The 18,282-nt window shown below is 43.8% G+C and carries 15 protein-coding genes; 7 read left to right on the forward strand and 8 right to left on the reverse strand.

Annotated features, from left to right (window positions below; all coding sequences use genetic code 11):
• Positions 1-87: 87 nt before the first annotated feature.
• From AC1DCV_RS33330 to AC1DCV_RS33345, 4 genes are all read left to right on the forward strand, one after another.
• On the forward strand, positions 88-1,239 hold the full coding sequence (locus AC1DCV_RS33330; RefSeq protein WP_477027225.1) for a FecR family protein: 1,152 nt from the start codon (positions 88-90) through the stop codon (positions 1,237-1,239).
• A gap of 201 nt (positions 1,240-1,440) precedes the next feature.
• A complete protein-coding gene (locus tag AC1DCV_RS33335; protein WP_477027226.1) occupies positions 1,441-4,755 on the forward strand; it encodes a TonB-dependent receptor in 3,315 nt (1,104 codons plus the stop codon).
• Between the two features lie 30 nt (positions 4,756-4,785).
• Positions 4,786-6,513, forward strand: coding sequence for a RagB/SusD family nutrient uptake outer membrane protein (locus AC1DCV_RS33340; protein WP_477027227.1), 1,728 nt, complete (start codon positions 4,786-4,788; stop codon positions 6,511-6,513).
• Between the two features lie 30 nt (positions 6,514-6,543).
• Entirely contained in the window at positions 6,544-7,383 is an 840-nt protein-coding gene (locus tag AC1DCV_RS33345) for a DUF5018-related domain-containing protein (RefSeq protein WP_477027228.1), read from the forward strand.
• Between the two features lie 151 nt (positions 7,384-7,534).
• On the opposite strand, the gene AC1DCV_RS33350 is transcribed toward AC1DCV_RS33345, so the two are convergent.
• The 6 genes from AC1DCV_RS33350 to AC1DCV_RS33375 all read right to left on the reverse strand — a co-directional run bounded on the left by AC1DCV_RS33350 (position 7,535) and on the right by AC1DCV_RS33375 (position 13,609).
• The gene (locus AC1DCV_RS33350; protein WP_477027229.1) at positions 7,535-7,924 is read right to left on the reverse strand and encodes a VOC family protein; all 390 of its coding nucleotides are present in this window, start codon (positions 7,922-7,924) and stop codon (positions 7,535-7,537) included.
• A gap of 153 nt (positions 7,925-8,077) precedes the next feature.
• Complete coding sequence (locus AC1DCV_RS33355; protein ID WP_477027230.1) at positions 8,078-9,928, reverse strand: ABC transporter ATP-binding protein; 1,851 nt, start codon at positions 9,926-9,928, stop codon at positions 8,078-8,080.
• A 91-nt stretch (positions 9,929-10,019) separates the two neighbouring features.
• Positions 10,020-10,241, reverse strand: coding sequence for a hypothetical protein (locus tag AC1DCV_RS33360; RefSeq protein WP_477027231.1), 222 nt, complete (start codon positions 10,239-10,241; stop codon positions 10,020-10,022).
• A 117-nt stretch (positions 10,242-10,358) separates the two neighbouring features.
• Entirely contained in the window at positions 10,359-11,957 is a 1,599-nt protein-coding gene (locus AC1DCV_RS33365; protein WP_477027232.1) for a vitamin K epoxide reductase family protein, read from the reverse strand.
• A 408-nt stretch (positions 11,958-12,365) separates the two neighbouring features.
• The gene (locus AC1DCV_RS33370) at positions 12,366-12,923 is read right to left on the reverse strand and encodes a sugar O-acetyltransferase (RefSeq protein WP_477027233.1); all 558 of its coding nucleotides are present in this window, start codon (positions 12,921-12,923) and stop codon (positions 12,366-12,368) included.
• 161 nt (positions 12,924-13,084) lie between these two features.
• Positions 13,085-13,609 carry a dihydrofolate reductase family protein gene (locus AC1DCV_RS33375; RefSeq protein WP_477027234.1) on the reverse strand — a complete coding sequence of 175 codons (525 nt, stop codon included), beginning with the start codon at positions 13,607-13,609 and terminating at the stop codon, positions 13,085-13,087.
• A 378-nt stretch (positions 13,610-13,987) separates the two neighbouring features.
• On the opposite strand from AC1DCV_RS33375, the gene AC1DCV_RS33380 reads away from it, so the two are divergent.
• The 3 genes from AC1DCV_RS33380 to AC1DCV_RS33390 all read left to right on the forward strand — a co-directional run bounded on the left by AC1DCV_RS33380 (position 13,988) and on the right by AC1DCV_RS33390 (position 17,231).
• Positions 13,988-14,734 carry a DUF2846 domain-containing protein gene (locus tag AC1DCV_RS33380; protein ID WP_477027235.1) on the forward strand — a complete coding sequence of 249 codons (747 nt, stop codon included), beginning with the start codon at positions 13,988-13,990 and terminating at the stop codon, positions 14,732-14,734.
• Between the two features lie 277 nt (positions 14,735-15,011).
• Positions 15,012-15,488 carry a hypothetical protein gene (locus tag AC1DCV_RS33385; protein WP_477027236.1) on the forward strand — a complete coding sequence of 159 codons (477 nt, stop codon included), beginning with the start codon at positions 15,012-15,014 and terminating at the stop codon, positions 15,486-15,488.
• 243 nt (positions 15,489-15,731) lie between these two features.
• The gene (locus AC1DCV_RS33390; RefSeq protein WP_477027237.1) at positions 15,732-17,231 is read left to right on the forward strand and encodes a TlpA family protein disulfide reductase; all 1,500 of its coding nucleotides are present in this window, start codon (positions 15,732-15,734) and stop codon (positions 17,229-17,231) included.
• A gap of 75 nt (positions 17,232-17,306) precedes the next feature.
• Here AC1DCV_RS33390 and AC1DCV_RS33395 read toward each other — a convergent pair whose 3' ends face one another.
• Together AC1DCV_RS33395 and AC1DCV_RS33400 are read right to left on the reverse strand one after the other, a co-directional pair.
• Positions 17,307-17,633: a DMT family transporter gene (locus tag AC1DCV_RS33395; RefSeq protein WP_477027238.1), complete on the reverse strand. Its 327-nt coding sequence runs from the start codon at positions 17,631-17,633 to the stop codon at positions 17,307-17,309.
• Between the two features lie 76 nt (positions 17,634-17,709).
• Positions 17,710-18,273: a Crp/Fnr family transcriptional regulator gene (locus tag AC1DCV_RS33400; RefSeq protein ID WP_477027239.1), complete on the reverse strand. Its 564-nt coding sequence runs from the start codon at positions 18,271-18,273 to the stop codon at positions 17,710-17,712.
• Positions 18,274-18,282 lie beyond the last annotated feature (9 nt).

The following is an 18,282-nucleotide window of genomic DNA, read 5'->3' on the forward strand; positions in this document are numbered from 1 at the left end:
AAAAAAAAATGCTGTTTGCTGCGTACAAACTTCCGGCACATGTATCTATTCTAAGTATTACCCTGTATAAATAAAAAACCAGGACTTATGCATCTTAGTAAAGAAGCAATAAAACTGATTGCCCGGAAGTATTTTGATGGTACTGCCAGCGAAGCCGAAATCATTCAGCTGCATACCTGGTATGACGAGGTAAATGCAGGAGATGCAGAAGCCATTCTGACATCCGGTACAGAAGAGGAATTTGGGGCTGAAACGTGGCGGCGTTTACAGGTTCAGATGGCTGCTGAAAAAATCAAACAGCATCGCAGACCCCGTTGGTGGGCTGCAGCTGCAGCGGCTTTGCTGCTGATGGGTGGGCTGACCGCCATTTTTGTGAACAGTAACCGGCATCCGAAAAGTATGGCGGCTGTGGAAAAGCGGGCGAAAGATATTCCCGCTCCATCCGCTGTGCATGCCGTGCTGACATTGGCCGGCGGTAAGCAGATACTGCTTGACAGTGCCGGAAACGGACTGCTTGCCAGCCAGGCGGCCACAAATATTGTGAAGAATGACAGTGGACAAATTGTATACATCGCCAACGGGCACAATCAGGAAACGCAGTATAACACGCTTACTATTCCGGCCGGCAGCAGGGCAATGTCTGTGATGCTGGCGGATGGTACCAGGGTGTGGCTGAATGCTGCCTCATCGATTACTTATCCCACTTCGTTTTCGGGTAAGGAAAGAAGAGTGGTTATTGATGGAGAAGGCTATTTCGAGGTGGCCTCAAATCCGGCAGTTCCTTTTGTAGTGGCCCGCCCGGACAAGGGGCTGGAGGTACAGGTATTGGGTACACATTTTAATGTCAATGCCTATGGTGATGAGCCAGAGATCCGCGTTACGCTGATATCCGGCGCAGTAAGGGTTTCCGGAGGACGATCGCGACAGTCTGTGGCGCTTTCACCCGGAGAGCAGGTGCGTGTCGCCAGTTCCCTGACGGTATTGAAACACGTGGACGTAGATGATGTATTGGCATGGAAAGAGGGGCTGTTTGTATTTGATGCAACAGATATTCAAATAATGATGCGGCAGGCGGCACGCTGGTATAATATTACCGTACAATATCCTAATGGCATACCTCATGAACATTTTACCGGCTCTCTTTCTACTGATGCAAGTTTGTCGGAGTTCCTGAAAATACTTGATTACAGTGGTGTTGCAGCCACCATAAAAGGAAAAACAGTATTAATCAATCCTTAAAAAAACAGACTGAATAAAAAAGAAACCGGCAGTGTTCCACCACTGCCGGCGGATAGTTCAGGCCGTATAGTTCACAATAAACCAATTGTTTTTTATCAACCTAAACTTCATGAAGTTATGAAATTAAGATTTCATAGGCAATTCCTCGTTAGCAGATGGAAGGCGAATTGCTTCCGACAATCAACCAGCATCCTCTTAGTTATGAAAGTAACGAGTATCCTTTTATTAACAGCCTGTTTACAGGCGTCAGCCACGGGATTTGGTCAGAACATTACATTGCATGTAAAAGATGCATCCTTCACAAAAGTGTTCAGGGAAATCACCCGGCAGAGTGGCTATCAGGTTTTCAGTAACGACCGCTTACTGAAAAACAGGGGAAAGATAACGGCCAATATACAGGACGCATCCCTGAAAGCAGCGCTGGATGCCTGTTTGAAGGATCAGGCGCTTAGTTATGTTATTGTTGGCAAAACCGTGGTGATCAAACAAATGGAAGAAGTGTCAGCGGAGCTGTCTCCCGCAATGGTGCCGATCATCGTCAAAGGTATTATTACGGATGAAAAAGGGAGCCCGTTGCCGGGCGCATCTATCCGGGTGAAAGGGAAAAATAAAGCGGTTGCTTCCGATGGGCAGGGCGCCTTTACGCTCACAGTAGAACCGGGTGATCAGCTGTTGGTATCCTTTGTAGGATATGAGGAGCAGGTGATTGCGGTAGATGGGCGCAGGGAAATTAATATCTCCATGAAATTATCCGCCAGCAGGGTGGATGAAATCATCGTAGTGGGTTATGGCAAACAGTCCAAACAAACGCTGACCAGCTCTATCACTACAGTTAAAACAGATAATTTCAAAAATGCCCCCTATACGGATATTCAATCTGCGCTGGCAGGTCGCGCTGCGGGCGTGGTAGTGAACTTCAGCGGTGGAGAACCCGGTAGTGTACCTTCAATGACCATAAGGGGTGGTGAGCCGCTGATCGGGCAAAGCACGCCTTTGTATGTAATTGATGGTATCATCCGTGACCAGGATGCATTTGTGGCGTTGAACATGAATGATATAGAAAGTGTCAGCTTCCTGAAAGATGCCGCTGCTACGGCCGTTTATGGCGCCAAGGCTTCTGCAGGAATTGTGCAGGTGACCACTAAAAGCGGGCAAACCGGTAAACCAAGATTTTCTTATTCCAATAACACAGCATGGAATACCCCCAGTCTGTTTCCCAAGCTCATCAACAGTACGGATAAAGCGCTGGTGGCTAATGCTATCGGAGAAGCGGCTGGCAACGGCAAAAACTCCGTTTACACGCCGGAGCAACTGGACAAAATAAAAAATGGTACGGATCCGGCTACTTATCCTAATACCGACTGGTATGGATTAAGTTTCCGCAAATATGCGCGCCAGCAGAATCATAATCTTTCTGTAAGCGGCGGCACAAAAGAAACCAAGTATTATGCAGGGTTGGGTTATTTCGACCAGGGAAGCAACTATGTAAATAATTCTTTCCGCGTGCAACGGTTTTCGTATAATACCAAACTCAGTACTACTTTCGATGCTACGGGACTTACCATTGCGCTTGGACTGAATGGATATTACACCTATAGCACACAACCTCCGGCAGGTTCCGGAACCATTTTCAGTCATATAGTTGCTAAAAGTCCACTGGAACAGGCATATAATAAAGATGGAAGCCTGGCTCCACTGGTGGATCATCCGTTGGCAGAAATCAATTCACCAGGTTACAGCAGGTCCGAAACATTTTTTAATGATGGTAACCTGACCTTTACCTGGAATGTACCCTGGGTAAAAGGACTGACATTAAAAGCGCTGGGCGATTATGTTTTCAGCTCCAATCCAAGTAAAACATTTGATGTACTGGCTACACAATACAATGCAGACGGAACTATTTATCCCACGCCAAGCCCCACGCTGACGCAGGCTAACAGCAATTCCCGCGCTTATAACGTGGAGTTCCAGGCCGATTACAATACCAACTTCGGTGAGCATACATTGGGTGCTACGCTGGTATCAGTTACCAGAGGGGGAAACAATAAATGGTTCAGTGCCCAGAGAAAAAATTTCGTTTCCACCGCTGTTGACCAGATGTTTGCGGGCGATGCAGCGACGCAAGTGAATGACGGTTCTGCGAGTGAGTGGGGAGAAGTAGGTTATGTAGGAAGAATCAGATACGATTATGCGAAAAAATACTTGCTGGAATTTGCCGGTCGTTATGATGGCTCTGATTATTTCCCTCCGTCCAAGCGTTTCGGATTTTTCCCGTCAGTAAGTGCGGGATGGATCATGTCGAAGGAACAATTCTATGAAAACGCCCATCTGGATCATGTATTTTCCTATTTAAAATTAAGAGGTTCCTACGGAAAGGTAGGCTCCATCGGAGGAACAAAGTATGCTTATTTGCCACAGTATGGTGTGCATACACAGACTTATGTAGCCAATGGCAACCTGCAGAATGGTTATTATGAAGGAGGACTCACCGTTGGCAACCAGAATATTACCTGGTTTTCCACCAGGTCACGTGACTTCGGAATTGAGTTTGAAAGCCTGAAGAAAAAACTGAGTGGTAATATTGATTATTTCTATACCCGCACTACCAATATCCTGGGTAGCCCGGCTTACCGTTATACTGATCCGCTGGGGCAGAGTTTGCCGCAGGTACTAACAGATGCTGCTACCCGCAAAGAAGGTATTGATGCTTCCCTTAATTATAATTTCAATATCAACACAAACCTGAAAGGTTATGTGGGCATTAATGTTACCTATTTCAATTATCTGTGGGAAAGAACAAATGAAGACAGTGCTTCTTTAACCAATCCTTATACACGTAACCAGGGAGTAAACCAGGATTATTACGGCGCTATGTACAGCTCCCGTGGATTGTACCAGAATTTTGATGATATCCTCAATAACCCCAGCCGTCTTACTTCGTCCGCATTGGGCCTCGGAGATGTATGGTTGGAAGATACCAACGGTGACGGTAAAATAGACGGGCAGGATTTCCGCCGGCTGGGCAAGTCTACGTCTCCCCGGTTTACCTTCGGCATTCCGTTCGGACTGGAATATAAGGGGCTTCGGTTCGATGCGCTCATTCAGGGTTCCGGAACACGCAATGTATACCTTGGTGGCTATCTGCAAGGTGGAGAAGGTTTGAACAGGATCAATTTCGACTTCCAGAAAAATTACTGGCTTGCGGATAATAAGAGCGCTGATTTCCCCAGAGCAGGAAACAGCTCCATGAACTCCGGCAATAATTATTCATCCAACACTTTCTGGTTAAAAGATGCACGCTTTGTAAGATTAAAAAGTGTGACGTTGGCGTATAATTTCAGACGGTTGTTGAAGAAAACAAGCCCATTCAGTGAGCTGTCGGCCTTTGCAAGTGGTAACAACCTGCTGACTTTTTCCCCGGTAAAAAAATATTTTGATCCGGAACTGGCAGACAACAACAACTTTTTTTATCCGGTCAACAAAACTTATTCAGTGGGTATCCGGGTAGGGTTCTAAGTAATTTAATGCATTAAATAAGTCTGAAAAATGAGATACTATATCATACTAACCATAGCGTGTTTCCTGACCTTCACCTCCTGTACGAAGGTGATGGATACCAAGCCGCTGAATACATATACCGGCAGTGATGTGTGGAGTAACTATGGCCTGGCACAGGGCTATATATATGAATGTTATTCCAATTGCATGGGATATATCTTTTCCTGGGACTATGACGCCAGCACCAAGAGTATCCGGAACCATCCGTGGGGTGGCGGTCATACTTCAGAGAAAACAGAGCAGATAGACCGGAATGCCGATGAGGGCTGGGGGGCATTCGGTAATATACGCCGGGTGAACATGGTATTGAAAAATATACCGGCTTCCCCTTTCACTACTGCACAAAAAAATGTGTTCCTCGGCGAAGCCCACTTCCTGCGTGCAGCTATTTATTCCAACCAGGCTTTCCGGTTTGGTGGTGTGCAGCTCGTAAAAGATGTGCTGACCGTTGAAAGTGATTTCAATATAGGCCGTTCTTCCCTGAAAGAAACCTATGATTTCATTTTGAGTGACCTGGATGCTGCTGCCGATTTGCTGCCACAAACCAACGACAGAGGACGGGCCACAAAAGGAGCCGCCTATGCACTGAAGATGAGAGTGGCCTTGCAGGCCGGTGCCTATCTGAATGACAAAAATTATTATACCGCTGTGAGAGCGGCAGGTGATAAGTTGTTTGCACTGGCGCAGTACAACCTGGACAGTTATTCCAATCTCTTCAATGCTTATAGTACTGCAATAGCCTCTCCGGAAAATATCCTGGTATTTGAGATGAAGAACACGAACACCAGTTTTTCCAGTACACCTATGCAGTCGCTGGTATGCAACAGCGATATGCTGGCCTCCAAACTCACTGCAACCGCCATGCAGAAATTTCCTTTGAAAGAATCCATAGAGGGATGGATGAATTATGCTCCCACACAGGACCTGGTAGACGACTACCTGGTAACAGATGCTGATGGGAAAGAAAAGAAATGGGACCAAACCACTTATATCCAGACTGGCGGAAGTGCTTACGAAAAGATGTATAAGAACAGGGATAGCAGATTCTATGCTTCTATCATCTGCGACAGTACCAAATACTTTGGTAACTGGGCCTACCTGAGAGCAGACGGCAACGCCTCTTCCAACGTGCAGCCACTGAACGGCGGCAACATCAATGGTGGTGCATCCGTAACGGGCTACCTGTTTGCAAAGTACCTGTACCAGGCTAAAAAGCTCTGGTATTCCGATCCTACTGATTTTTGTTACAGCGTGCTCCGTTTGGGTGAATCTTATCTGAACTACGCAGAAGCGTGTATCCGTTTGGGTGATGAAGGCGCTGCGCGTACCTATCTCACCAAAACCTACCAGGTACATGGGGGATTTAAAAATAGTATTACTTCTTCCAATGAAGACCTGTGGAATGATTACAGAAGGGAGCGTCATATAGAGATGATTCTCGAAACAGGTGACCGTTACTGGTCATTGTTGAGATGGGGTATGCAGCTCACCGGCGGCTTGAAACAAGGTTATGAAAATACGGGTGTGGCTATACCGGAGCTGAATGGTAAAGAGCATGGTATAGCGATCAGTTCGGATGGCAAAAGCTACCAGGTGTTTGAGATGAATGAACAGAATGGACAGCCGCTGAAATTTACGCCTAAGCGTTACCTGTTCCCGGTGCCGCAATCCAAAATCGTGGCACTTCCCATCCTTACCCAGAATGCCGGTTGGTAGGGTCTTTTAATCAATTCAATCTCGTTTAGTATGAAAAGCAAATATCTCAATTTTATTATCATAGCACTTGGTTTACTGGTGATGACTTCCTGTTTGAAGAAGGACCTGCCGGAGATGAATAATTCTTCTTTAAATAATATCAGCGATTTTAACCTGTACTACAAGTACATTGATACCGTTGTTGATAACAAGGGCACACCACAGGAAAATACGCGTATTCTGGCGAAGACGGTGCAGTTAAGCAGGGTAGTAACGATCTCCAAAGACACGGTGTATGTGAACCCATCTTTCCCTGCCGGTTTTCCGCGGAATGAGAAGCCTAAGGTAACACTGAGTAAAATCTGGGGCTATGCGAATATTCCGGAAGCGGCCATTATAAGCCCGATTGGATCTTCACCCGCCCTGGGAAAGCCCGGTGATTTTACACAGCCTGCGCAGTATGAGGTGATGGCCGCCAATGGTGATAAAAAAACCTGGGTGATATCGATTTCTCCACTACCGGTTGTGAACAAGTGGGAAGGTAGTTATACCGAAAGTGGCACACTCAATCATGCGTCCGCCGGGTTGCAGACTTGTCCGGCAGATTATGTGCAGGATCTGATCACCGTGGGACCAAACAAGTTGAAGGCTACCGCAGGATACTGGTATTTCAATAATGCCGGGATCACCTACTTTATCACTGTGAACAATGATAACACCGTGACTATTTCCAGCGACCCTGATGCAGCAGTAGCAATACAACAGGAAGCAACGCCGGCATCCACTTATGATCCGGTGAACAAGCGGTTTACATTGAATTATTATTACTATAGCGGCGGTAACCCGGCAAACTGGAGAAGGTTCAATACCATTCTGACATTAAAGCCATAATTGGTTCTGCTTTTTGATGATCCTCTTAGGATCATCAAAAACTTCTGAAGCCTGCGCATAGTGCAGGCTTCATTTTTTAGCTGAACGCTTAGCGACGGCCCTTTTATAAAACCGCTATTTCCGGAAAACAGAAAAGCATTCTTATTTAGCCTTAACCTTCATATTTGTGAAACTCCGTGATTATTAAATAGTATCCATCCGGGTCTCTGAGAGAAAATTCCTTTTTTAATGAGTTTGTATTTAAGTGAATATCTTCTTCAATAGCACTACCTGCTTTTTCAACCTTAGCTCGTATGGCCTCCATATTGGTTGTCCTGAAGTAAAGTATTAACCCATTTCCCGGAGGGATGTCCGGATTAGTCATTGTAGGATGATGATGTTCTCCCCATTTGTGAAGACAGAGCACAATTTCATCATTTTCTGATACTAAAACAGCAAACTCATTCCCCCCGTGTATTCGTTTAAAGTTAAACAACTCCTGATACCACAGGGAGCTGGCTTCAACATCTTTTACGGCTATTATCGGGTCAATTTTTGTCATTGTATTTTGGGTATTATCTTTTGCTAATTCATGCGGGTATATCAAAGTGTGTTGCGCTGTACTTGCTTTTATCCAGGCTGACTTATCGATATGTAAAATACATTTTTTGAGAGGAAGTTTAATAGAATAAAGAGTGAGATGCTTTAAAAGCATTTAACGATACCCCTGTGCCTGTAAATGGAATAGTTCGGCATAATGTCCGCCTTTAGCCAGTAACTCCTCATGGCTGCCAATTTCTATCAATTGTCCTTTTTCCAGCACCAGTATCCTGTCGGCCATACGTACTGTAGAAAAGCGATGGGAAATCAGTACGGAAGATTTACCCCTGGTGAGGTCCGCAAAGCGTAGGAAAACATCGTATTCAGCCCGGGCATCCAATGCAGCAGTAGGCTCATCCAGTATAAGGAGTTGTGCATCTTTCATATATGCCCGGGCCAGGGCAATTTTTTGCCATTCACCTCCGGATAGTTCCACGCCGGTATTAAAGTGGCGACCCAGCATCTGGTTGTATTTCCCTGGTAGTTTCTCGGTAAAAATATGTGCCATGCTTCGTTTCGCCGCAGCAACAATTAATGCATGATTTTCTTTTTCCCGGATATCGCCAATCGCGATATTATGTGCAACGCTCATCTGGTACTGAATAAAATCCTGGAAAATGATACCTACCTGCATCCGCAATTCAGCAGGATCATACTCCCGCAGATCGTGCCCATCCAATAAAATGCGGCCTTCTGTCGGATCATACAACCGGCTCAGTAATTTCACAAGTGTCGTTTTGCCGGCGCCATTTTCTCCTACCAGTGCTAGTTTTTCACCTGCATGCAATGTAAAGTTCAGATGACGGTTAGCCCATTTCTCGGTATTGAGATATTTGAAACCTACATTTTCAAAGGTAAAACCATATTGAATAGGGTGGGGGAATGGTCGTGGATCAGCAGCTATGCTCATCCGTGGTTTGATTGCCAGAAAATCAAACAGATCGCGTAAGTAAATTGCCCCCTGCATAATCGTAGTGAACCTGCCTAAAACGCCCTGTAACAGGCCCCTCAATTGCATAAAAGAACCTGCCATAAAAGTGAGATCACCAATTGACTGTTGGCCATTGACGGTACGGAAGATGATGAGCACATAGGCCCCGTAATAACCTGCGCTACCCAACAGCGCAAACACAGCGCTCCAGGAAGTCCGTTGTATATATAATTTACGACTGTCGCGGTAGAATTTGTTGGATAAATCACGGAAACGGTCTATCAGGAAACGGGACAGGCTGAATATTTTTACTTCTTTGACGGTTTCATCGCTAGCGCCCAGGAAGCGGATATAATCCAGCTCCCGGCGTTCTGATGTTTGCCCGAAGTAAAGTGCATACATTTTATTGTTGAAATAAGATTCGCCGATGAAAGCGGGTATAACAGCGATCAGCAATAGCAATATCAGCCAGGGGTTAAATATGACCAATCCTGTTATAAGAAATCCCATCGTAATACTATCCTGTACCTGACCTAATGTTTGTGATAATAATACCGTACGTCCTGCGGTCTGTTGCCGCGCACGTTCCAGCATATCATAAAATGTAGCCTCCTCAAATTGATCCAGGTCAAGTATGGATGCATGTTCCAGGATCTTAACAGAAGTATTGTTGGCAAATAAATCCCCCAGTAAAGTATCCATTAACCCGATCACTTTTCCCATGCAATCAGACAATATCACCAGCCCCAATTCCAGCGCTACCCATTGCCATAAGGTGTGCTGCGAATGATGGGCTTCAGGACGGCTCAGTAATACTACCTGGTCAATGATCAGTTTACCTGTATACAACATGGCCAATGGTACTGCTGATTGTACAATACGTAGTAATGTATTGATAATAGTAAGCCAGGGACTGGTTTGCCACACCATTTTAAAGAATGGTGGCAGGTTACGCAATGCCAGCAACCGCTCTCTATAAGTTAAATCATCTTTAGCAGACAATGATCTTTGAAATAACTTGCGCCAGAAATTCATGCAATTGGATTGAAGATATTTTGTGGAGTATAGCATTGAAAAAGGGGCTGACTTTACATCAGCCCCTTTCACAATCATCACCAGGTTTTACTTACCATCTGTTAGGCTGGCAGCTACCTGCATAAGCACAGAAACAGTTTAAGTTAGACGGGCCGGCGTAACCGCAGTTGTTACCATTAGGGCCACTCGGACCATACGGAGGTACGCAGTCAGCGTTAAATAAAGAACAGCTGATATCTGCTGCTTCACCACCATTGATGGCTCTTAAATCGTTTCTGTTGAGGCTTTTGCCAAATGAATGCTTTGTTTCCATTTTTCTTCGTTTTTTTAATATAAGAGAAATAATATGCTGCAAGACTGCAAATTGCAGCATGGTACTTGTGAGAAGCAGTCTTTCTCACAACTTAGTTTATGATAGATTGATTTTATTTTACTGTTCCACCGTAGCGCTGAAAGACGCTGCCAATGAAGGGATCAGGGGAAACATATCGCGTATGACATAATTACGTGGCAGCTGACGTCCGTTAATAAAAAAGGTAGGGGTACCTTTTACTTTTGCTACGTTGTCCATCCAGTAGATATGTGCCTTCAACAGGTCATCTACATTTACATCAGGTATCGGGCCCCATTTTAGCTGCCATTTTTCAAGGTCCATCCATTTGAACCAGTCAGACAACATAGCGGCGCGTTCCTCATCACCGAGTATATGCATGTTTTTTTGTAAAATAGCTTTCACAGCTATTGTGAGGTCATTATTCGGATTGTCGATAGGGAAAAGGAAACGGAATTTTATGCAAAGTATTTCTTTATAGGTTTCATATAGTTCATCAATKATCTTATGTGCTGTGGCACATGGCCCACAGTATGGATTACAGGCTATTGTTATTTGTACCGGGGCTTCATGGTTACCCAACATCAGTTCCTGATCCCAGGTAGTACAATCCACATAAGGTCTTTGGTTTGATTGATATAGATAAAGCGAGTCATTTTTTTTCCATCTCCGTAACTCCGTAGCCTGCATCAACCTTTCCCTGATATTCGTTACGAAATTTTTTAGCCCCAGGAGAAAATAACATACTATTGCCTGTGCCAGAAAGAAAGAGATGACATAAGGAGCGGATATCCTGAAACTATTAATAACCGGATCTACAGACAGATAAGCCAGTACAGACTGCGCAATAATTACGGCCACTATCCCCAGGCAAATTATACACCATTTTTTCAGTACAAATTGTTGGGCATATAAACTTAGTCCGGCTACCATTATTACAGGTATTGACAGGAGCAGTGCAGTATGTAATAATGCAGGGTGCCAGTTGGATAAAAGATAAAACCCGGATTGTGTTATGAAATAAGATATAGAGGCATCTGCAATGGAAATGCCTGCAATTCCTTTGGAGTAATTACTTCTTAGTACGGCATCGCACCCGGAAGGACTTACTGAATTACACACTTCTTTTACTGCCTTTACCTGCATGCCCATTTCTACAGAAAGCACGCCTACGCTGATTACCAAGCCGGTGAGCGACAGTAGTCCCCATATTGTATTTATTGGATTGAAAGCAGGAATAGTTACGTACACGAAGGCTGATAGCAATATTAAAACAGCCATAACAGATAATGCTTTTATGGAACGACTTTGCCTGATCAGCCGGGTGTTTTCATCATAACTCCATGTTGGCCTGTTACCGGCCAACAGTACGATGCCTGTCCAGTTTTTCTTTAACTGTTCCTGGTGATGCCAATCGTTGATGGTGTCTACCTGTACCATATGTGAGGAGCCACTGTCTTCCATAACATGGGCCAGGCAAGGGTAGTTGAACTGACTAATATGTGTATGATCACTTTGCACTACATCATAATCCATCTTACCCAAATCCAGAAAATCGATGAGGGAAACAAGGGATGGATAATCAGGATGGGACTGCATTTCCTGGGTAATGAAACGCTGATTTACTTTAATGCCAATCTTGCTCAGCCAATTATAGGCGATGTGTTCAAACGCCGCAATCTGTTGATTCGTTTTCATAATGGTGTATGCTATAGAATTATTTTCCCGGGCATGGCAGTAGATAGCCCGGTTTTAAAATAGGGTAGATTCCTGATTTGTTTAAAATGAGTACATGGATATTTTGAACGGGTATAAAATGCACGATGGTTAGTTATCAAACAATCATGCAGGGATAGTCATAAGATGGCAATTTTAAATATGATGTATTTACATTCCTTTCGGATACCTTAAAAAATAATTACTTTGAGTACATGCTTTCCGGATGTAAAATTAGGGCTTCACCCAACGGTTCCCTAGTCTTATATTAACTACTTTTTTGCAGAAATTCACCTTGGTTTTTTTCATTATTATATAATGAACATTGCATGAAAAAATGTCTTATGCAAAGCGCTTGTTGTCTGATTGCGATGACTGAGGGATGCTCTTTCAGTCATCGCCAATTGAGCGAATAACCCGCGCCGGATTTCCTCCGACGAAGGTATTCGGTGGCACGTTTTTAGTAACTACCGAGCCCGCCGCTACCACCGAGTTTTCGCCTACGGTTACTCCGCCGATGATGGTTGCACCGGCTGCTACCCAGACGTTTCTTTCAATCACGATGGGCTTTCCGATAGTGGTGGTGCGGCGCTGCGAAGGACTAAGGGGATGGCCTGTTGTGATGATGCTTACGTTTGGGCCGATCAGTACATCGTCGCCGATGTCGAGTCCGCCCAGGTCATAGAAAGTACAGTTCTGATTAACAAATACATTATGCCCGACACAGATTTCGTTACCGCCGGCAGTATAGAATGGAGGGAGCAGCAGGAAGCCTTCATCTACCTTCTTACCGATTAGTTCACTAAACAGTGCACGAATTTCAGCTGCATCATCGAACGTTAAGCGGTTAAGCTTACTGGTGATGGCCATCGCTCGTTTTACGTTTGCCACCATGGCCGCTGATTCCGGTGTTCTATTGTTAATTATCCTGGTACGATCATCATTCATTATTCGTTATTTTCTTTAGTCTATAGTAGGCAGAAGATCTGAAAAATGATTTTCCTTCTTCTTATTTATTATTGCAACTTTGTTGCGACAACGATAGGTTTTACTATCATTGCCACATCGTGAACGTCCATCAGCAATAATTTCAATGACCGTAGCAATGGTTAAATCAGGATATTTTTCACCTCATAATGCAATTGAATGGTATTGTCGTTTAATTTCTTCACGTCCAACAGCGACAATTTACATTCAAAATCCGCCTCATTCACTAACGGTAGTCCTTTGCCAAAGAGTACAGGCTCTACTACCAGGATGATTTCATTTACGAGTCCTGCTTTAACAAATGCGTCCACTGTTTGTGTGCCGCCAATAATTACCGCTTCGGTATGCCCCTTAGCGGCGAGTTGTGCAATGATTTTTTCCGGATTGTCACTGGTAAATAACACATTGGATTGGGAGGGTGTTGCCTTGGTATCATGTGTTAACACCACCAACGAACCGCTGTCTTTTAGCGGCAGGTAATCGGGCGACAGGATGTTGTAAGTTGTTTTTCCCATGATGACGGCTTGCGTACGTTGACTGATGGCCATGAATCCCTGTCCATATTCCTGCGATAGCCAATCCGGTACATTTCTGTTATTACTGATCATTCCATTAGCGGAAGTAGCGAGGTAAACAATGATTTTCATCTTGTAAGTTTTATAGTGATGACTATTGTTATCGTTGTTTTATCAAATAAAATTATAGCAAAGAAGCTTTTGTAAAGCAAAAATACTTTGATTAGATAGATGATATGCACCCTATACGCGACATTCTTCGGGAGATTTGCGACACCATTATGGACGGTACCGGTATTTTATTTCTTTTATAATGCTACCTAGGCGTTTCCGTGTCTTTTGCATTATTATGGTTCATGGCCATTTGAATGTATACTTACTCTGTTTTCCACCTCTTGATAGGATTATCCATCGCTGTGTTACCTATAATTTCTTAATATTGTATTTCCGGAAAGCAGCACCATGCGCCGGTAATTATCAGACTATATCAACATTTCAATCCCTGTACGCATGAAACTATATTCAACATCTGTCATCGCATTTCTGCTCCTGTTCAGTATTTACATGCCGGTTCATGCCGGCAGCTTTTCAGATACTACAGAGGTATTAATTATCAATAAGGAAGATATTGTGCCCGAGGGCGCCAGGAAAGTGGGTAGTGTAAAAGTAGCTGACGGCGGTTTTAAAATGAACTGCGGATATGAGCATACATTGGAGGAGGCGAAAGCCAAGGCCATCAAAGCAGGTGGCAATATTGTCAGGATCACCGAGCTGAAATCTCCCGATGGGTTCAGCACCTGTTACCGTCTGTTTGGAGAAATTTACTATTATCCCAATCTCTCCGACCTGAAGGCCGCGAAAATCAAGGCTTTGGATACCATCCTGAGTACATTGCTGCCGGATACCGCTTCGTATGCCCTGTTGTATATATATCGTTCCCGATCTTCTATGGGGGCTGCTATTCCCTATAATGTAATGTTGGATGATTCCGTTGTATGCCGTGCGAAGAACAATTCCAGGTGCCTCGTTAAAGTCAGTAAAGCAGGTCTTACCAAAATATCTGCGCGTACAGAATCACGTGATGAAGTGTCAATAGACATCCGGCCGGGAAAAGTATACTTCGTGAAATGCAGCATTAGCATGGGCGCTTTTGTAGGCAGGCCTAAACTCAATGTCGTGGATGCCTACATCGGGTTGAAGGAATTTAATGCGGTGAAAGAGAAGCAAAAGGAAGAACGTGCGGATGATATGTATTAACCCCCGGACTTGATTACTTTGACTCGTTATTTTCCCGGCGAATCCCCTGTTTCTGCCGTGATGAGCACTTCTTTGTCACATTAATAAATCATTATGCCATAGTACTGCGGATGTACCACATGGATTTAATACTATATTTACCGCAGCAGGTGAACAGAGAAATAGACGCAGCGTATACCGACCCAGTTGTTCTGCCTTCCGAAACCTATTGACATCAAGACTTTTGAGTGAGAGATGAAGATGGCTATTAATTATCCGAAAATAAAACCCGAACAAAATGCAAAACATTGTAAAACATCTCTCCCTGTGCATGGCCGTATTGGCATCTTTTACTTTAAGTGCGCAATCGAATGCAGTTAAGCTGCTCAACAAAACAACACCTGACGCGGCGGTTGAAAACAGAGACGTAAAGGAAAAAGCAACAGGGCAGGTTTTTGTTGCCGCTAAAAAAGATGATCTGCCAAATGATCCTTACAGAAGTGCTGTGTTTATAGCGCCTGTTAATGGAACGGTAACACTGACATTGAATATTCCATTATGGCACGACGTAAAGCAGCCATATGTTATTATTGAGAACCTGACAAAGGGTACGTGGCTGAGGTATACTACATTCCCCGGCGAAAGTACTTACAGAACAACATCGGTAATTTTTTATGCAGGTGATCAATATCGCTTAACTGCGCATATTCTGCCCAATCCAAACGATCCTAATGATGATACTGATGAAGATGTTCTGGCGACTTTAAGATGGTAACCATAACGAAATTCAGGTATTGAAAATTTATTATTCCGGAGGGGACCTTTTGGGGTCCCCTCTTTTTTAGATAGATCTCCTGGTCTCACTTTCCCATGATCTGAACAGTGCGCGGATTTTAACGGTGATGCCTCCTTCAGATGATCATTTTCATGATCCATCACATTTTCGAATGTATTCATCACATTTGAAAGAATAGATTTATACAGGGCATATCATTGTATTGTAATTAAAATACGATGCATGAAAAAACGAATGGCCCTGTTGTTATCTATTCTTATTGGGATACAGGTATCTGCCCAGTTTAAGTTAGAAGGAAGGATCCTGAATTACTCCGGCAAAGCCGGGATATCAGTTAATATTCCACTGGTATATGGTTTTCATAAAGAGAACACTATAGCTGTCCCTGTCTCCCCAACAGGTAAATTCATCATTACCCTACCTGTTGAAAGCCGGAAATTTGCCACCCTCATTTTCCAGGAACAATTTTATTCCCTGTTGCTTACCAGTGGCAAGCACCTGACGGTGACGCTTGATGAAAAGGATAAAAAGCTGGAACTGATATCAGGCAGTGCTTTGCCGGAGAACAAACTGCTGCAGCGTATTGACGTAAACGAATCGCCTTCTTTTATGAACGAATCTGCACAAAATGATGTTGGGAAGCTTTCCTTTGCAGCACTGAATACTACAGTTATTCAACCTTATCTGGTAAAGCGTGATGAGAAAATTAATCGTATCAATGCTTCAGATATTTCACAGCCGGACAAAAAACTGATGGCATCAGAAGTAAAGTATATTACTTACAATTACCTGAATGACCTTGCCAGAACACGGGTGAATAACAAGGAAGTCATAGATAGTATCATCCTCAGCGTTTTTGATAACAGCACCATTCAGCCGGAGGTATTTCCGGCAGGGCCGCAGTACTACTCTTTTGCCAACAACTATCTCAGGTACCTGGAAACCAAAGCTTTTTTAAAGATCAAACAAGAGAACATCAAACCGGATGAACCCATTCCCTATTTTCGGATCAGTTTTGATAGCGCCAATATTATTGTAAAAAAATATGGTAAGCCATACTGGCGATGGATAGGCAGCATCCATAACTTCCCTGATGCCGTTACGGAACAATATACATTTCAGCAAATAGTAAATTTGTATGATGATAAAGACCTGCGACAGGCTACTTTGCTTTCTGAAGCATTTAAAATGCATTTCCCATCAAGTAAGTATAATCGGGTGATTGATCAGCGTGTGAATACATTAAAGGAGCTGCTGGCCCAGAATGAATCAGATACGCATATCCAGGTGGTGAAGCAGGAGGTACAATCCGTTTATGATGTTATAAAGGATTTTAAAGGTAAAGTGGTTTACCTCGATGTTTGGGGCACCTGGTGCGGACCATGCAAAGAAGAACTGAAACATATTCCCGCACTCAGATCCGCATTTGTAAATAAAGACGTGGTGTTTGTATACCTGGATATGGATGAAGATGACCGTGATGCCGTTTGGAAAGAGTTTATCAAAGTAAACGGATTAAAAGGGACACATTTCCGCAAAAACAGGCAAACTATCGCGCCATTATGGAAAGAGCTGCTGGCAGACAACCAGGATAAGGCGGAATATTACCCGCAGTACTTCATCTTCGATAAAGACGGAAAGCTGGCTGTAAGCAAGGCTTTTCGTCCAAGCGATAAGGCGGTATTGTATCAGCAGATAAATACTGTTTTGTCACGTCACTAATGTAATCCGGCTATGTATGCCCAATACTTACGGGGTATACATAGCCGGGTATATCAAATATTATCCTGGAGCTGCTTAGTGCGACACCGCTTTCAGACCAACGATAGAACCTATCAATGTTACTATAAAGAACAACCGCCAAAAATGAGCTGGTTCGTTAAAGATAAGGATACCCATCACGGCGGTACCAACTGCGCCGATACCTGTCCATACGGCATAGGCGGTTCCCAGGGGCAGGGTTTGTGTGGCTTTCATCAGTAAAAGCATACTCGCTATTAATGAAATGAAAAAAGCGCCGTACCATAGATACATGGCTGTGCCTGTTGACTCCTTTGCTTTTCCGAGGCTGGAGGTAAACGCTACCTCAAACAAGCCGGCGATAATTAGAATAATCCAGTTCATGACGATTGACTTTAGAAGTGCAAAGTTCGCATGTCACGGACAATAAAAATTTTACAAATGATAAAAATTAAGTGGTTTATTTCAATTCAGACCTGATCCTGCTCAAACTAACCTGTGTCATGCCCAGGTAAGAGGCGATATGGCCAAGCTGTACCCGTTGCAGTAATTCGGGATTGGTGGCCATCAGTTCTTTGTAGCGTTCCATCGCTGTTCTGCACTGCCGGAAGATAAGACGCTCTTCCACTTTTATTAATTCCTGTTCTGCAAATTTCCGCCCCCAATTGGCGATATGAATATCTTCCCCGAAAAGTTGCTGCAGATGCTCTGTATCAATGACGTACAGTTCACACGGCTCCAGCAATTCTATGGTTTCATATCCTTTCTCATCCTGAACATAGTTCTTCATAGAAATGATGGTGTCTCCTTCTTTTCCAAACCAGAAAGTGATGTCTTCATCACCCGGATTGGCATATGCCCGGACCATGCCTTTCCTGATGAAGTACATTTTTGATACGATCGTGTTCACTTTAAATAGAACGTGTGCTTTCGGATAGGTTGTTTCGTGGATGTTTTCTTTCAGTAAGACTTTTGATTTTTCCGGTAGCGGATATATATTGTCAATGATAGTATCAATGTTCATAAGCTATTC

Source organism: Chitinophaga sp. 10T418, assembly GCF_056394125.1.